The following is a 15,083-nucleotide window of genomic DNA, read 5'->3' on the forward strand; positions in this document are numbered from 1 at the left end:
CGATGAGTAATATTGTATCTACAATGAAAACAGAAATGCAGGATGTTCTACAGAAGAACATCTTGCGCTTCTGGCTCGACAAGATGGTGGACCAAGAGCATGGCGGATTCTATGGACGTATCGACGGACATGAACATTTGCATGCCGATGCCGAGAAAGGGGCTATCCTTAATGCTCGTATCCTATGGGCATTCTCTGCTGCCTATCGTGTGTTGGGTGATAAAACATATTTAGAGGCTGCCAGTCGCGCTAAGCATTATATCATCGATCATTTTATTGATCCTGAATATGGTGGCGTATATTGGAGTCTTGACTGCAACGGCAAACCTCTTGATACCAAGAAACAGTTTTATGCCATTGGGTTTGCTATCTACGGCATGTCGGAGTATGCACGTGCAACAGGTGATGCAGAGGCATTGAAAGTGGCAATTGATCTCTACCGATGCATTGAGGAACATGCTCTCGACCATGAATATAATGGTTATATTGAGGCTATGACACGCGATTGGCAACCGATTGCCGATATGCGTTTGTCGGAACTTGATGCCAACTATCCTAAGTCGCAGAATACCCATCTCCATATCATCGAACCCTATACCAATCTGTACCGCGTATGGAAATCAGATGAGCTGAAGGCTTCTCTGCATAATCTGATAGATATCTTCACAGACCGTATCCTCAATCCTGAAACTCATCATCTCGATCTTTTCTTCGATATGGATTGGAAACGAGGTGCAGGAGCATTGGAGAGTTATGGACATGATATCGAATGCTCATGGCTTATTCATGAGGCAGCCCTTGTATTGGGTGATGCTGAAGTATTGAAGAAGGTGGAGCCCATCGTTGAAATGGTGGCGAAAGCTTCAGAGAAAGGACTTAATGCCGATGGTTCTATGGTTCATGAAGCTAATCTCGACACTGGCTATGTGGATAGCGACCTCCATTGGTGGGTACAGGCTGAAGCAGTGGTAGGTTTCTTTAATATCTATCAGTATTTCGGTGACGAGTCTGCTTTGCAGAAAGCACAACACTGTTGGACATATATTAAGGAGAACCTTATAGACAATGAAAATGGCGAGTGGCACTGGAGCCGTCGTAAAGATGGTACTTTGAATCTGGATGATGACAAAGCCGGATTCTGGAAGTGTCCTTATCACAATAGCCGTATGTGTCTCGAAATCATCGAACGTTCGGTTTGATATTATTTTAGGTTGCATTAACTAACAATCCCAAGTGCTTGACACTTGGGATTGTTGTTTGGGGAATTGTATTTCAATCATCTATCGACTCTGCAATTGGTGGAGTCTGATAAGTGATTTTCTCTTATTTCAGATATCCTGGAATATTGTATCCAGCTGCCTTGGCAATCTTGACAGGAATCTGGGCATTATCGTTGTGACCCATGAACTGCTCAGAACCTACACCGATAGCATATACAGGAACGAGACCTGCAGAGTGACCGTTTGTACTCCATGAGATCAGAGCTTTGGTGTTGATGATGTGTCTGGCTTCTTCAGCAAGGGGTTCATTGGCTGTGTATTCGTTCTTCACATCCTCTGTCTTGCCTTCGAAAGATTCATGCCATACCTTTTGGAGAGATGCCTCTTCGTCCTTAGTGAGTTCCAATGCAGTCCAGAAACCGAAGTTGTCGGTCAGAGCTTGCTTGGCTTGTTCCCATGTTACTTTATTGGAAGTCTGCTTGCGGAGATTGCGGAGAATCTGTGTGAATCCGTCGATACTTACTTTTTGGTTGCCCAGAGCTTTGAGGTTCAAAGCATAGAGACCGTTGTTGGCAAGTACTAAACCGCCAGTTTCGTGGTCTGCGGTGAGCACGATAAGTGTCTCGTCGGGATGCTGCTTGTAGAATTCATAGGCAATCTTGATGCAACGATCTACAGCACCAACCTCGGCAAATGCTGTGGCGCCATCATGTCCGTGACATGCCCAATCGACCTTGCCGCCAATTTCATTCATCAAGAAGAAACCGTTCTTATTGTCGCGCATCAGAAATTCAATTTCTGCGCGGAGAATGTCTTCGATGGTCATCTCGCCGTCTTTAACATCAATAGCGTAGGGGAGAGAGTATATGTCTGAGGCAGGATTTAGGTGCTTTGGATCCTGAACAAGCAACATCTTCTTGGCTTTCTTGGCTTTTTTCTGATAGTCTGCCATACCAAAAGCTACAGCATATCCTGCTTTCTCCATCTCTTTATAAATGCAGGGAGCACCAGGATGATTCTTGGGATCTTCTGCCTTTTCAACAGCTGAACCGCCATAGAAATCGAGGTCGGTAGCAATCATATCCTTGGCAATGTCATAGGACAATGAGCGCTTGGGCTGATGGGCATAGAATGCTGCGGGCGTAGCATGGTTTATGGTAACACTTGATGCCACACCAACCTTCATTCCTGCTTCTTTTGCCCATACGGCAAGAGAGGTAACGGGTGTCTTGAGGTCGGGACGCATACCAAGAGCACCATTCTCGGTCTTCACGCCTGTGGCGAGAGCTGAACCGGAAGCAGCAGAGTCGGTTACTCCACTATTGTTAGAATATGTAGAGGCTACACCTACGATGGGAAATGATGTCATGCAGAATGGTACACGACCGATACGGCCTTGCATTTCGGCATTATACATCTCGGCACCGAGCACAGTATTTACACCTGTTCCGTCTGTGATAAAATAGAACACGTACTTGGCTTTTTTCTCTGCTGAAATGGTTATAACCATTGCCAGCATCAGCATTAGAGTTAGGATTCTTTTCATATTTCTTTTGTTTTTGGAATTTTTGTTTTTCGACTGCGAAATTACTAAATTATTATTCAAAAAACAAAGACGTTGCCTATTTTTCTACCATAAATTAACTAAAATTAAAGTAGTGCCACCTTGAATTATGCGAGAAAGCAAAATGTAAGCAGATAATAGAAAATGTGGTGGCGTGTTGTAGATGATGCTTTACACTTTGATAGTTGGCGGTCGGTAAATGTGGCATTTTATCCTTTGTGATGTGAAATGTGAATGTGCGGGCTGTATCTTATTTGAAAAAGCACGAAAAAAGCGAGAAAACGATGCTAAAATGTTTCGTGGTTTCGATTAAAGTTAGTACCTTTGCAAGCGCTAAGCAAAATCGATATTATAATATTATAACTTTTATGAACTTTACTTTGTTAATTACCGTCCTCGTGACGGCTATTACATTGGTGGTGGCAGCGTATGTGATGGCCAAACTTCTTGGTCCGCGAAGCTACAACAAGGTAAAAGGCGAGCCCTATGAGTGTGGTATTCCTACTCATGGTTCTTCTTGGTTGCCGGTTAGTGTAGGCTTCTATCTGTTTGCCATCCTCTTCCTCATGTTTGATGTGGAAACTGTTTTCCTCTATCCATGGGCAGTAGTAGTGAAGGAGATGGGTGTTGCAGCATTGTTGAGCATCGGCTTCTTCTTGGTTGTATTAGTGTTCGGGCTGGCATATGCCTGGAAGAAAGGAGCTCTTGAATGGAAATAAAGCCGAAAATCAAGAGTATTCCTTACGAGGAATTCAAAGACAATGCCACACTGGAGAAACTTATTGACGATCTGCACGAAGGCGGTGTCAATGTTGTGACAGGTTCGCTCGACCAGTTGATCAACTGGGGACGCTCTAACTCACTCTGGTCATTGACTTTTGCTACATCATGCTGTGGTATCGAGTTTATGGCATGTGGATGCTCACGCTACGACTTCGCACGCTTCGGCTTTGAGGTGACACGTAACTCACCCCGTCAGGCCGACTTGATCATGTGTGCCGGTACTATTACCCACAAGATGGCTCCAGCCTTGAAGCGTCTGTACGATGAAATGGCTGAACCAAAATATGTGATAGCTGTCGGAGGATGTGCCATTAGCGGTGGTCCTTTCAAGTCAAGCTATCATGTGGTGAAGGGTATTGAGGAAATTGTACCAGTGGATGTGTTTATTCCTGGTTGTCCTCCACGTCCAGAGGCTATCATGTATGGTATGATGCAGTTGCAGCGTAAGGTGAAAATCGAGAAGTTCTTCGGTGGTGCGAACCACAAACAGTCGGAGGCTGAGCGCGAACTGGGTGTTTCAAACGAGGAACTCGTTGCACGCCGTCTGGGTGATCATCGCCGTGAACCTATTGTGGTGACCGATGTGCCTCAGGAGTTTGTAGAAAAAATGAAGAAAGAGAAGGAGGAGAACGCATGAAACTTGAGCATTTAGTATTCGATTTCGACAAGTTCGCCTCAGAGATGCAGAACTTGAAGGACAAGAAACACTTTGATTATCTTGTAACTATTGTTGGTGAGGACTTCGGTGCTGAAGAAGGCCTTGGCTGTGTCTATATTCTCGAAAATACCGACAGCCATGAGCGTTGCAGCGTGAAAATGCTTGCTAAGGTGGTTGACGGTGAGAGTGTGATTCCTACTGTGACCAATATCTGGCACGTTGCCGATCTGTTGGAACGCGAGGTCTATGACTTCTTCGGTATCCTCTTCCTCGGTCATCCCGATATGCGTCGTCTCTTCCTCCGCAATGACTTCAAAGGACATCCCTTCCGCAAGGATTGGAAGTTTAACGATGACTATGTGCTTGAAGACGATAAAGAGCCGGACTATGGTATGGAATACTGGCTCGACAAGGATGGTCATCTCTGTTCGAAGCAGAATAAACTCTTTACCGACGACGATTATGTCATCAACATCGGTCCTCAGCACCCTTCTACCCATGGTGTGCTTCGCTTGCAGACCGTGGTTGATGGTGAGACCGTGAAGCGTGTATATCCTCACTTGGGTTATATCCACCGCGGTATTGAGAAGATGTGTGAAAGCTATACTTATCCACAGTCGCTCGCACTGACTGACCGTCTGAACTATCTTTCTGCAATGATGCATCGTCATGCGCTGGTAGGAGTGATAGAAGAGGGTATGGGTGTCGAACTGACCGACCGTATCAAGTATATCCGTACCATCATGGACGAGTTGCAGCGTCTTGACTCACACTTGCTGTATGTGGGATGCTGTGCACAGGACATGGGTGCATTGACTGCCTTCCTCTATTCTATGCGCGATCGTGAGCATGTGCTCAACTGCATGGAGGAAACCACTGGTGGACGCCTCATCCAGAACTACTACCGCATCGGTGGTCTGCAGGATGATATCGATCCCAACTTCGTGGAGAATGTGAAGGCGCTCGTGAAGTATCTCAAACCAATGATTCAGGAGTATGTTGATGTGTTTGGTGACAATATCATTACTCACAATCGTTTTGAGAAAGTTGGTCCGATGGATCTCGAAAATTGTATCAGCTATGCAGTAACTGGTCCTGCTGGTCGCGCTTCTGGTTGGAAGAACGACGTACGTAAGAACCATCCGTATGATATGTACGATAAGGTTGAATGGGATCAGATTATTATGACTGGTTGCGATACAATGGACCGCTATACCTGTCACATTCAGGAAATGTATCAGAGTCTGCGCATTATTGAGCAACTCATCGACAATATTCCTGCCGGTGACTTCTATGTGAAGCAGAAACCCATCATCAAGGTACCCGAAGGACAGTGGTATTTCTCTGTTGAGGGAGCCAGCGGTGAGTTTGGTGTCTATCTCGATTCACGTGGCGACAAGAGTCCTTACCGCTTGAAGATGCGTCCTATGGGACTTTCGCTTACCGGTGCGCTTGATCCGATGCTTCGTGGTCAGAAGATTGCCGACCTTGTGGCAACCGGTGCTGCCATCGACTTTGTGATTCCCGACATTGACCGTTAAACAACAAAAGAACGTAAAATATCATGTTTGACTTTTCAATAATAACAAACTGGATAGACCAGTTGCTTCGTGTCACTTTGGGACTGGGCGACTTCTGGTCGATATTGATAGAGTGCGTGCTGATTGGTGCGGGAATCCTTGTAGGATATGCGCTGATTGCCATTGCGCTGATTTTCATGGAACGTAAGGTGTGTGCCTACTTCCAGTGCCGTCTTGGTCCGATGCGTGTGGGCTATTGGGGACTGATGCAGGTGTTTGCCGACGTACTGAAGATGCTTATCAAAGAAATTTTCTTTGTAGATAAAGCCGACAAACTGCTTTATGCCGTGGCTCCGCTGCTGGTTATTATCGGTTCAGTAGGTGCTTTTTCGTTCCTGCCATGGAACAATGGTGCAACGGTGCTCGACTTCAATGTGGGCGTATTCCTGTTGACTGCCATTTCTTCTATCGGTGTGGTAGGTATCTTCCTTGCAGGATGGAGTTCCAACAATAAGTATTCTGTGGTATCTGCTATGCGTGGTGCCGTACAGATGATTTCTTATGAGATGTCATTGTGCCTCTGTCTGATTACAGCTGTCATCCTGACAGGAACGATGCAGATTTCTGGCATCGTTGAGGCTCAGACAGGACCTTGGCGTTGGTTGATTTTCCAGGGCCACATTCCTGCGCTCATCGCTTTCTTCGTATTCCTCATTGCCGGTAACGCTGAGGCCAACCGTGGTCCGTTCGATATGGCAGAGGCTGAGAGTGAGCTGACCGCTGGTCACCATACTGAGTATTCTGGTATGGGCTTTGGTTTCTTCTATCTGGCAGAGTTCCTTAATCTGTTTATCATTGCTGGTATTGCCGCCACCGTATTCCTTGGTGGATGGGCTCCTGTTAATATTGGTGTAGCAGCATTCGATCAGGTGATGAACTATATCCCTGGTATCGTATGGTTCATGGGTAAAGCTTTTGCCTTGGTATGGATTCTGATGTGGATTAAGTGGACCTTCCCACGTCTGCGTATCGACCAGATTCTGAAACTTGAATGGAAATATCTCATGCCGCTGGCCCTCATCAACCTTGTGCTGATGACTATCGTGGTGGCACTCGGATGGTATATTAAATAAGGTGTAAAGAATAGAAATGGAAAATAACCAATCATATTTCGGAGAACTCGGACATGGAGTAAAGACGCTCCTGACTGGTATGAAGATTACTTGGAAGGAATATTTCAAGGACTTCTTTACCAACAAATCTACGGAGCAGTATCCCGAGAACCGTAAAACTACGCTCCACGTGGCAAAGCGCCACCGTGGACGCCTCGTCTTCAAGCGTAACGAAGACGGAACTTATAAATGTACGGCCTGCACATTGTGTGAGAAAACCTGCCCTAATGGCACGATTAAGATCACTTCTCACATGCAGGAAGATCCCGAGACCGGCAAGAAGAAAAAGGTACTCGATGACTATCGCTACGACCTTGGTGACTGCATGTTCTGCCAGTTGTGTACCAATGCTTGTAACTTCGATGCTATCGAGTTTGTCAACGATTTCGAGAATGCCGTATTCGACCGTAAGAGTCTGGTACTCCACCTTGACAAGGAGGTATATCAGGGTGGTTCTCTGCCCAACCTCTTGGAAGGTGGTGCCAGCATGACTATCGGTAAGTTTAACACTAAAACGAAGTAAAGACAATGGCTAATTTAGTAATGTTTTGCATTCTCGCTGTCGTCATTCTCGGCTCTGCCGTGATGTGTGTGACGACGAAGCGAATCATGAGAGCCGCAACCTTTATGTTGTTTGTGCTCTTTGGCGTAGCAGGTCTTTATTTCCTGCTCGACTATACATTCCTGGGAGCAGCACAGATTTCAGTTTATGCTGGTGGCGTGACGATGATTTATGTCTTCGCCATCCAGTTGGTTAGCAAACGTACCCTTCAGGGTATGGTAGAGCGTCTCAAGGGCAGCCGTGTAGTGATGGGTGCCTTGTTGAGCGTTGTGGGCTTGGCAACTGTAGTGCTGGTATTCCTTAAGAATGATATGTTGCGCGGCATGTCGCGTTATATTGGTACGGTAACTCCCGATCAGGAAGTTCCCATGCGTGAAATCGGTCATGCACTGGTAGGTGCCGGCAAGTATCAGTATGTACTCCCCTTCGAGTTCATCTCCCTGTTCCTGTTGGCATGTATTATCGGTGCATTGGTAGTATCAAGAAAGGAGGACTAAGACTATGGTACCAGTAGAATTTTATTTCATCCTGAGTGCACTGCTTTTCTTTATCGGTGTATTTGGTTTTGTGACCCGTCGCAATCTGATTGCCATGCTCATCTCTATTGAGTTGGTGCTCAATGCGGTCGATATCAATTTCGCAGCATTCAACCGTATGCTCTATCCTGATAGCATGGAGGGTATGTTTATGACACTCTTCTCTATCGGTGTAAGTGCAGCCGAGTCTGCCGTTGCGATTGCAATCATCATCAATGTCTATCGCCGTTTCAAGAGCGACAGCGTTGAAAGTATCAAAAACATGAAATGGTAATTAAGAAGTGATGGATTACAGTTATACATTTTTGATTCTGCTTCTGCCAGCTCTCTCGTTCCTGGTATTGGGACTCTATGGCATGAAGCTGTCGCATAAGGTCGCAGGCCTTATCGGCACCACTTCGTTGGGACTTGTGACTGTGTTGTCTTATATGACGGCGTTCAGCTATTTCTTTGCTCCCCGTCTGGCTGATGGCACTTTCGCTACTATTGTTCCTTACAACTTCACCTGGCTGCCGTTGGGCAATCTCCATTTTGATATGGGTATTCTGTTGGATCCCATCTCGGTGATGATGCTCATCGTTATTTCAACAGTCAGTCTGATGGTACATATCTATTCGTTTGGCTATATGCACGGCGAAAAAGGCTTCCAGCGTTACTACGCATTCCTGAGTCTCTTCACCATGTCAATGCTTGGCCTTGTGGTAGCTACCAACATCTTCCAGATGTATCTGTTCTGGGAGCTCGTGGGTGTATCATCTTACTTGTTGATTGGTTTCTACTATCCATTGAAGCCAGCTATTGCAGCATCTAAGAAGGCATTTATCGTAACTCGTTTTGCCGACCTTTTCTTCCTTATCGGTATTCTGATCTTCGGTTACTACACCGAATCGTTCAGTTTCTCGTTTGCAGGAACTATCGAGATGGGTGCGGGAACCACTCCATTCATTGCCGGCAATACCGCCAAGGCTGTGATTGCAGGAACATTTATTCTTCCTACCGCTCTTGTGCTGATGTTCATCGGTGGTGCCGGTAAGAGTGCTATGTTCCCCTTGCACATCTGGTTGCCCGATGCCATGGAAGGTCCTACACCTGTGTCTGCGCTGATCCACGCCGCCACGATGGTGGTTGCTGGTGTGTTCCAGATTGCCCGTATGTTCCCACTGTGGATAGAATATGCACAGCCTCAGTTGAGCATTGTGGTATGGGTGGGAGTCTTCACCGCATTCTATGCAGCTGCAGTGGCATGTGCCCAGAGCGATATCAAGCGTGTACTGGCATTCTCTACCATTTCGCAGATTGCCTTCATGATGGTTGCTCTTGGTGTGAGTCTGCCAGGTCACGAGGCGATGCTCGATAACCATGCACAGTTGGGTTTCATGGCATCTATGTTCCACCTTTTCACCCACGCCATGTTCAAGGCTTGCTTGTTCCTTGGTGCTGGTTGTATCATTCATGCAGTTCATTCTAACGAGATGGCTATGATGGGTGGCCTCCGTAAGTATATGCCTATTACTCATATTACCTTCCTTATCAGCTGTCTGGCTATTGCTGGTATTCCCTTCTTCTCTGGATTCTCTTCCAAGGATGAAATTATCAGTGCCTGCTTTGCCTATAGCCCTGTGGTAGGATGGATTATGACAGGTATTGCTGCTATGACCGCCTTCTATATGTTCCGTTTGTACTATGGTATATTCTGGGGAACCGAAAACAAGGTTGCCCACGAGCACCATACTCCACATGAGGCTCCACTTACCATGACCATTCCTCTTATTATTCTCTGTGTTATCACTGTTGGTGTTGGTGTTTACACCACCATTGCAGGATTTGCAGGATGGGGAGGCAGCTTCGGTTCGTTTGTAACCGCCAGCGGTCAGGAGTACAACATCCATTTCGACGTACAGATAGCATTGACCTCTACCGTCATTGCCATTCTGAGTATTTGCCTCGCCACCTATATATATAAGGGTGAGAGTCAGCCCGTCGCCGATCGTCTGTACAAGATGTTCCCGCGTTTGCATCGTGCTGCCTATAAGCGTTTCTATCAAGACGAAATCTGGCAGTATGTTACTCACCGTATCATCTTCCGTTGCATTTCTAAACCTGTTGCCTGGTTCGACCGCCACATTGTTGACGGTACTTTCAACTTCTTGGCATGGGGCGCCAACGAGGCTGGCGAGTCTATTCGTCCTTGGCAGAGTGGTGATGTGCGCCAGTATGCCGTATGGTTCCTCACCGGCACTGTAGCATTGACCCTCATCTTGTTGGCATGTGCTCTCTGAACATTATGAATAAAGAAAAATCGAAACAATGAGTATATTGACATTATTCGTAGTAATCCCCGCCCTGATGCTCCTTGGCCTTTGGCTGAGCAAGAGCCTCAATCAGGTGCGTGGTGTGATGGTGGCTGGCGCTTCGTGTCTGCTGGCACTGTCTGTTTGGCTGACCATCTATTTTGTTCAGCAGCGTGCTGCCGGCAATACCGACGTGATGTTGCTTACAGCAAGCACTCCATGGTTCAAGCCTCTCAATATTGCCTATTCTGTAGGTGTCGATGGCATTTCTGTTGTGATGCTGTTGCTTTCGAGCATCATCGTCTTCACCGGAACATTCGCCTCATGGCGTTTACAGCCACTGACAAAGGAGTATTTCCTGTGGTTCACCTTGCTTTCCACTGGTGTCTATGGTTTCTTCATCTGCACCGACCTCTTCACTATGTTCATGTTCTATGAGGTTGCTCTTATCCCCATGTATCTGTTGATTGGAGTATGGGGTAGTGGTAACAAGGAGTATGCAGCCATGAAGCTCACTCTGATGCTGATGGGAGGATCTGCTCTGCTGATTATTGGTATTCTTGGCATCTATTATTTCAGTGGTCATACCACGATGAACGTTAATGCCATTGCTGCCATGAACAATATTCCGGTAGAGATTCAGAAGATTTTCTTCCCCTTCATTTTTATAGGTTTCGGTGTGCTTGGTGCTATGTTCCCATTCCATACATGGTCACCCGACGGTCATGCTTCTGCCCCTACAGCAGTATCAATGCTTCACGCTGGTGTACTGATGAAACTGGGAGGCTACGGTTGCTTCCGTGTGGCTATGTACCTTCTGCCTGATGCTGCCAATGAATTGGCTTGGATCTTCTTGATTCTTACCACTATCTCGGTGGTATATGGTGCATTCTCTGCTTGCGTACAGACCGACCTCAAGTATATCAACGCCTATTCGTCGGTATCCCACTGTGGCCTGGTGCTTTTCGCTCTGTTGATGATGACCAAGACTTCATGCACTGGTGCCATTCTGCAGATGTTGTCACACGGTTTGATGACGGCTCTCTTCTTTGCCCTCATCGGTATGATTTATGGTCGTACCCATACTCGTGACATTCGTTATTTGGACGGTCTGATGAAGATTATGCCTTTCCTTGCAGTAGGTTATGTGATTGCTGGTTTGGCAAACCTTGGTCTTCCCGGCTTCTCAGGCTTCATTGCAGAAATGACTATTTTCGTCGGTTCGTTTGAGAATGGCGACATGTTCCATCGTGTCTGCACCATCATCGCTTGTACCAGTATTGTTATCACCGCAGTTTATATTCTGCGTGTAGTCGGCAAGATTCTGTATGGCGAGGTGAAGAATCCTCACTTCCTGGAGTTGACCGATGCCTCTTGGGACGAGCGTGTAGCTGTTATCTGCCTCATTGCTTGTGTGGCAGGTCTCGGTCTGTTCCCTCTCTGGGCCAGCAATGTTATCAGCGATGCAGTAGGTCCTATTCTGGCAAACATTCTTTAATCCCTTAAATAAAAGATACAACAATGAATTACGGACAATTCTTACATATGCTACCAGAAGCATCACTCGTGCTTGCTCTGGTTATCATGTTCTTTGCCGACCTGATGCTTGGCAAGGGAAAGAAGAAGGTGCAGACGCTCGGCATGCTGATGACCGTATTGCTCGTGGCACAGATTGTGTCATGCGCTTTCGTAGGTCCTGCAGAAGCTTTTGGCGGACTGTATGTAGCTACCAAGGCTACTCAGGTGATGAAGATTATTCTCACTCTCGGTACACTTCTCGTAGTGCTTGTAGCCCAGTCATGGCTTGAGCGCGATGCAGAGAAACTTGCAGGTGAGTTCCATGTATTGGTACTTTCCACACTGCTTGGTATGTATGTCATGATGTCGAGCGGCAATTTCCTGCTGTTCTTCCTTGGACTTGAAATGGCCTCAGTGCCCATGGCTTGTCTCGTGGCATTTGATAAGTATAAGAATCGCTCAGCTGAGGCTGCTGCTAAGTTTGTACTCACTGCCACATTCTCAAGTGGTGTCATGCTCTATGGCATCTCTTTGATTTATGGCACAGTAGGCACGCTCTATTTCAATGACGTTGCAGGACGCTTCCAGATGCTTTTCAGCGTAGCACACTATCAGCCCTCTTTGCTTTTGGCTATTGTGGGTTTGGTGTTCTTCTTCAGCGGACTCGGTTTCAAGCTCTCGCTTGTTCCATTCCACTTCTGGACTGCTGATACCTATCAGGGCGCTCCTACTGCCGTTACTGGTTATCTCAGCGTCGTGTCAAAAGGTGCAGCTGCCTTCGCTCTGTTGGTAGTACTTTCGCGTGCATTTGCTCCTCTTACTGAGTATTGGGAGTATCTGCTCTATATCGTTATCGTGCTCAGCATCACTATTGCCAACCTCTTCGCTATCCGCCAGTCAGAACTCAAGCGCTTCATGGCATTCAGTTCTATCTCACAGGCAGGCTACATTATGTTGGCAGTGATTGGTGCTTCTCAGATGGGCATGGCTTCGCTGATGTATTACGTATTGGTATATGTGGTGGCAAATATGGCTGTATTCGCTGTCATCAATACTGTTGAACAGCGTGGCAACGGCTCTACCATGATGTCGGCATACAATGGTCTGTATCAGACCAACCCACGCTTGGCATTCCTCATGACGCTCGCCTTGTTCTCATTGGCAGGTATTCCTCCATTTGCCGGTATGTTCTCGAAGTTCTTCGTCTTCATGGCTGCCGCTCAGCAGGGATCGTTCCTGGCTTACTTTGTGGTATTCATCGCCTTGATCAACACGGTAGTGTCACTCTACTACTACCTGCTCATCGTGAAGGCTATGTATATCAACAAGTCTGAGAATCCATTGCCTACCTTTACCACCGATTGCGCTACTCGTGTAGCTTTGGTACTTACCATTGCTGGTATTGTGCTCTTCGGTGTATGCTCATGCATCTTCGACGGACTCTTTGCTTTTGCAGCATAAAGTAGTCGTACTATAACAGTCGTGCCCCTTTTGACCTGTAGGTCAGAAGGGGCACGATACTTTTTTTACCGTTCTGCTTTATACTGCTTCTGTATCAGTCTAAGGCATATTCCATGGTGTTGACCACGCGGATACGTTTGATATACGGTGTGTTGTTGTCGCGGTTCTCAATCGAGAATTGTCCTTGTTGTGCACTACGTATATCTCCCAACTTACTGCCGGAGTCGTCTGCAAATTTCTGAGCAGTGGCACGAGCGTTTTTGGTAGCCTCCTGCACCATTTCTGGTTTGATGCGGTTTAGCCCTGTAAACTCATAAGTGACGTTGTTGCTATACTCTTCGCTGACGATTGCAATGCCTTGCTTCATCAGTTCAGCCTGTCGGCGCATCAGTTGTCTCACTTGGTCGATATTGTTTGACGTGACGGTAATCACACTTTTCGCCTTATAGCGGTAGTTCATGATTTCGTTGCCATAGTTGTCGGCTTGCCGGTCAGCAATCTCTGCAGGATTGATGCTTATCTCATCATCTTTGATGCCTGCCGATTTGAGGAAATCCACCACCTTGCGGTTCTTCTGTTCCAGCAGGTCGTACATGGCGGAAGGGTCGTTGCCAATCTCTTTATAGGTCAGCGACCATGTCACTTTATCAGCTTTCACTTCGCGTTCACACAATCCTTTGACTGCCACGGTACGGTCGCGGTCTTTAAAAGTCACAATGCCATTGCGGATGGCCATTCCCATGAATGCCATGCCTACAGCGATAATGGCAGCAGCTGTTTGTTTGTCGTTGAGTTTCATCATAGTTTTAATATTAGTATTCGTTGGCAAATCTACGTTTTTTGTTTCGTATTACAAAGAAAAATAGCGATTATTCTGTTTCTTTTCACATTTATTACATTCTGCGTCTCTGAAAACATATATATCATTCAGTTTTTAGCAAATCGTATGATACCTCTTCACTAAACAATAGCCAACATACTATCATGTCTATATATAGTATGCTAACATTTTTAACAAGATGAATGCGATGTGTAGGCATACTTGTTTACAAAACACACTGAATTTTAATCTTTTTTCTGTCCATTTTCGTTCCGTTCTCGATCGCTTCTCGTTCCCTTTTCGCTCGGTTCTCGTTCGTCTTTCGTTCGTCTCTCGCTCGTCATTCGTTTGCCGATAAAGAACCAATCGAAAAACGAACGAGAAAACAACGAAAAAACAGCGAAATGACGACGAGAACACGACGAAGATGGGTCGAGGTGGCGACGAACAGCCAATAATCAGATCGCCGATACTATCTGGTGATTATAATACCCGTTTTAAGGTATTTGCAAGGCGTCTGTGGCGAATCAACTCGTCGGGTGGTACACTGACAAGTTGAAGTTGCAGAAATGGCCACAATGGGTATTTTTGACGTGCGCCTACCATAACACAGCTCGCGCGCGAACCTATTAATATACATAAAACACATCACAATACCTATCTCTCTCCATTAAGTTGAGTGCTCTCTCAAATTTTAACTTCTGTCAACAGATCTTTCTGAATTCTATGCCTCACCCCTCTCACGTTAAAAGCCGTTATATATCGTCTAACGCTTTAGTTATCAAGTATGTATGTGTACTGTTAAGATTTTGCTAATAATAACGGATTTTAGGGCAAAAATATATTATAATTCACTAGTGTCCACTAAATAAATTTAAGACTTAATTCTCTTACAGTTTGTAACTTCTCGGCAGGTTCGCTTTTGCCGAGCAAATCTACGAGAGGGGTTCTGTCCAACAATGAGACAGATAAAATTCT

General features: G+C 46.1%; 13 protein-coding genes. 11 read left to right on the forward strand and 2 right to left on the reverse strand.

All coding sequences use genetic code 11. The features are described 5' to 3' along the window. The first annotated feature begins 2 nt into the window (after nucleotides 1-2). Entirely contained in the window at nucleotides 3-1,199 is a 1,197-nt protein-coding gene (locus tag CIK90_RS04380) for an AGE family epimerase/isomerase (protein WP_094464441.1), read from the forward strand. A 124-nt stretch (nucleotides 1,200-1,323) separates the two neighbouring features. On the opposite strand, the gene CIK90_RS04385 is transcribed toward CIK90_RS04380, so the two are convergent. Next, nucleotides 1,324-2,766 carry an alkaline phosphatase gene (locus tag CIK90_RS04385; protein ID WP_094440445.1) on the reverse strand — a complete coding sequence of 481 codons (1,443 nt, stop codon included), beginning with the start codon at nucleotides 2,764-2,766 and terminating at the stop codon, nucleotides 1,324-1,326. A gap of 386 nt (nucleotides 2,767-3,152) precedes the next feature. On the opposite strand from CIK90_RS04385, the gene CIK90_RS04390 reads away from it, so the two are divergent. The 10 genes from CIK90_RS04390 to CIK90_RS04435 are packed head-to-tail and all read left to right on the forward strand — an operon-like array spanning nucleotide 3,153 to nucleotide 13,285. Next, a complete protein-coding gene (locus tag CIK90_RS04390) occupies nucleotides 3,153-3,503 on the forward strand; it encodes an NADH-quinone oxidoreductase subunit A (protein WP_094390711.1) in 351 nt (116 codons plus the stop codon). Further along, a complete protein-coding gene (locus tag CIK90_RS04395) occupies nucleotides 3,494-4,204 on the forward strand; it encodes an NADH-quinone oxidoreductase subunit B (protein ID WP_094464442.1) in 711 nt (236 codons plus the stop codon). The genes CIK90_RS04390 and CIK90_RS04395 overlap by 10 nt, the downstream gene beginning before the upstream one ends. Then, nucleotides 4,201-5,766 (forward strand): NADH-quinone oxidoreductase subunit C, encoded by a 1,566-nt coding sequence (locus CIK90_RS04400; protein ID WP_094390709.1) that lies wholly within the window; start codon nucleotides 4,201-4,203, stop codon nucleotides 5,764-5,766. The genes CIK90_RS04395 and CIK90_RS04400 overlap by 4 nt, the downstream gene beginning before the upstream one ends. Nucleotides 5,767-5,789: 23 nt before the next feature. After that, a complete protein-coding gene (gene nuoH / locus CIK90_RS04405; protein WP_094390708.1) occupies nucleotides 5,790-6,878 on the forward strand; it encodes an NADH-quinone oxidoreductase subunit NuoH in 1,089 nt (362 codons plus the stop codon). 16 nt (nucleotides 6,879-6,894) lie between these two features. Further along, nucleotides 6,895-7,440 carry a 4Fe-4S dicluster domain-containing protein gene (locus CIK90_RS04410; protein WP_094390707.1) on the forward strand — a complete coding sequence of 182 codons (546 nt, stop codon included), beginning with the start codon at nucleotides 6,895-6,897 and terminating at the stop codon, nucleotides 7,438-7,440. 5 nt (nucleotides 7,441-7,445) lie between these two features. Beyond that, a complete protein-coding gene (locus tag CIK90_RS04415) occupies nucleotides 7,446-7,976 on the forward strand; it encodes an NADH-quinone oxidoreductase subunit J (protein WP_094390706.1) in 531 nt (176 codons plus the stop codon). 4 nt (nucleotides 7,977-7,980) lie between these two features. Then, the gene (nuoK, locus tag CIK90_RS04420; RefSeq protein WP_094390705.1) at nucleotides 7,981-8,289 is read left to right on the forward strand and encodes an NADH-quinone oxidoreductase subunit NuoK; all 309 of its coding nucleotides are present in this window, start codon (nucleotides 7,981-7,983) and stop codon (nucleotides 8,287-8,289) included. Nucleotides 8,290-8,299: 10 nt separating this feature from the next. Beyond that, nucleotides 8,300-10,294 carry an NADH-quinone oxidoreductase subunit L gene (gene nuoL, locus CIK90_RS04425; RefSeq protein WP_158214666.1) on the forward strand — a complete coding sequence of 665 codons (1,995 nt, stop codon included), beginning with the start codon at nucleotides 8,300-8,302 and terminating at the stop codon, nucleotides 10,292-10,294. Nucleotides 10,295-10,322: 28 nt separating this feature from the next. Continuing rightward, nucleotides 10,323-11,804: a NuoM family protein gene (locus CIK90_RS04430; protein ID WP_094390703.1), complete on the forward strand. Its 1,482-nt coding sequence runs from the start codon at nucleotides 10,323-10,325 to the stop codon at nucleotides 11,802-11,804. A gap of 23 nt (nucleotides 11,805-11,827) precedes the next feature. Next, nucleotides 11,828-13,285, forward strand: a complete 1,458-nt coding sequence (locus CIK90_RS04435; RefSeq protein WP_094435766.1) for an NADH-quinone oxidoreductase subunit N — start codon at nucleotides 11,828-11,830, stop codon at nucleotides 13,283-13,285. Nucleotides 13,286-13,379: 94 nt separating this feature from the next. On the opposite strand, the gene CIK90_RS04440 is transcribed toward CIK90_RS04435, so the two are convergent. After that, the gene (locus CIK90_RS04440) at nucleotides 13,380-14,087 is read right to left on the reverse strand and encodes an SIMPL domain-containing protein (RefSeq protein ID WP_254046274.1); all 708 of its coding nucleotides are present in this window, start codon (nucleotides 14,085-14,087) and stop codon (nucleotides 13,380-13,382) included. Nucleotides 14,088-15,083: the final 996 nt, after the last annotated feature.

This window comes from Prevotella sp. P5-126 (assembly GCF_002251185.1).
Taxonomy (GTDB): domain Bacteria; phylum Bacteroidota; class Bacteroidia; order Bacteroidales; family Bacteroidaceae; genus Prevotella.

What these genes read in the sequence shown, in the direction of transcription:
- CIK90_RS04380 (WP_094464441.1), top strand. Translation starts at nt 3, where the DNA reads ATGAGTAATATTGTATCTACAATGAAAACAGAAATGCAGGATGTTCTA.
- CIK90_RS04385 (WP_094440445.1), bottom strand. Translation starts at nt 2,766, where the DNA reads ATGAAAAGAATCCTAACTCTAATGCTGATGCTGGCAATGGTTATAACC.
- CIK90_RS04390 (WP_094390711.1), top strand. Translation starts at nt 3,153, where the DNA reads ATGAACTTTACTTTGTTAATTACCGTCCTCGTGACGGCTATTACATTG.
- CIK90_RS04395 (WP_094464442.1), top strand. Translation starts at nt 3,494, where the DNA reads ATGGAAATAAAGCCGAAAATCAAGAGTATTCCTTACGAGGAATTCAAA.
- CIK90_RS04400 (WP_094390709.1), top strand. Translation starts at nt 4,201, where the DNA reads ATGAAACTTGAGCATTTAGTATTCGATTTCGACAAGTTCGCCTCAGAG.
- nuoH (WP_094390708.1), top strand. Translation starts at nt 5,790, where the DNA reads ATGTTTGACTTTTCAATAATAACAAACTGGATAGACCAGTTGCTTCGT.
- CIK90_RS04410 (WP_094390707.1), top strand. Translation starts at nt 6,895, where the DNA reads ATGGAAAATAACCAATCATATTTCGGAGAACTCGGACATGGAGTAAAG.
- CIK90_RS04415 (WP_094390706.1), top strand. Translation starts at nt 7,446, where the DNA reads ATGGCTAATTTAGTAATGTTTTGCATTCTCGCTGTCGTCATTCTCGGC.
- nuoK (WP_094390705.1), top strand. Translation starts at nt 7,981, where the DNA reads ATGGTACCAGTAGAATTTTATTTCATCCTGAGTGCACTGCTTTTCTTT.
- nuoL (WP_158214666.1), top strand. Translation starts at nt 8,300, where the DNA reads ATGGATTACAGTTATACATTTTTGATTCTGCTTCTGCCAGCTCTCTCG.
- CIK90_RS04430 (WP_094390703.1), top strand. Translation starts at nt 10,323, where the DNA reads ATGAGTATATTGACATTATTCGTAGTAATCCCCGCCCTGATGCTCCTT.
- CIK90_RS04435 (WP_094435766.1), top strand. Translation starts at nt 11,828, where the DNA reads ATGAATTACGGACAATTCTTACATATGCTACCAGAAGCATCACTCGTG.
- CIK90_RS04440 (WP_254046274.1), bottom strand. Translation starts at nt 14,087, where the DNA reads ATGATGAAACTCAACGACAAACAAACAGCTGCTGCCATTATCGCTGTA.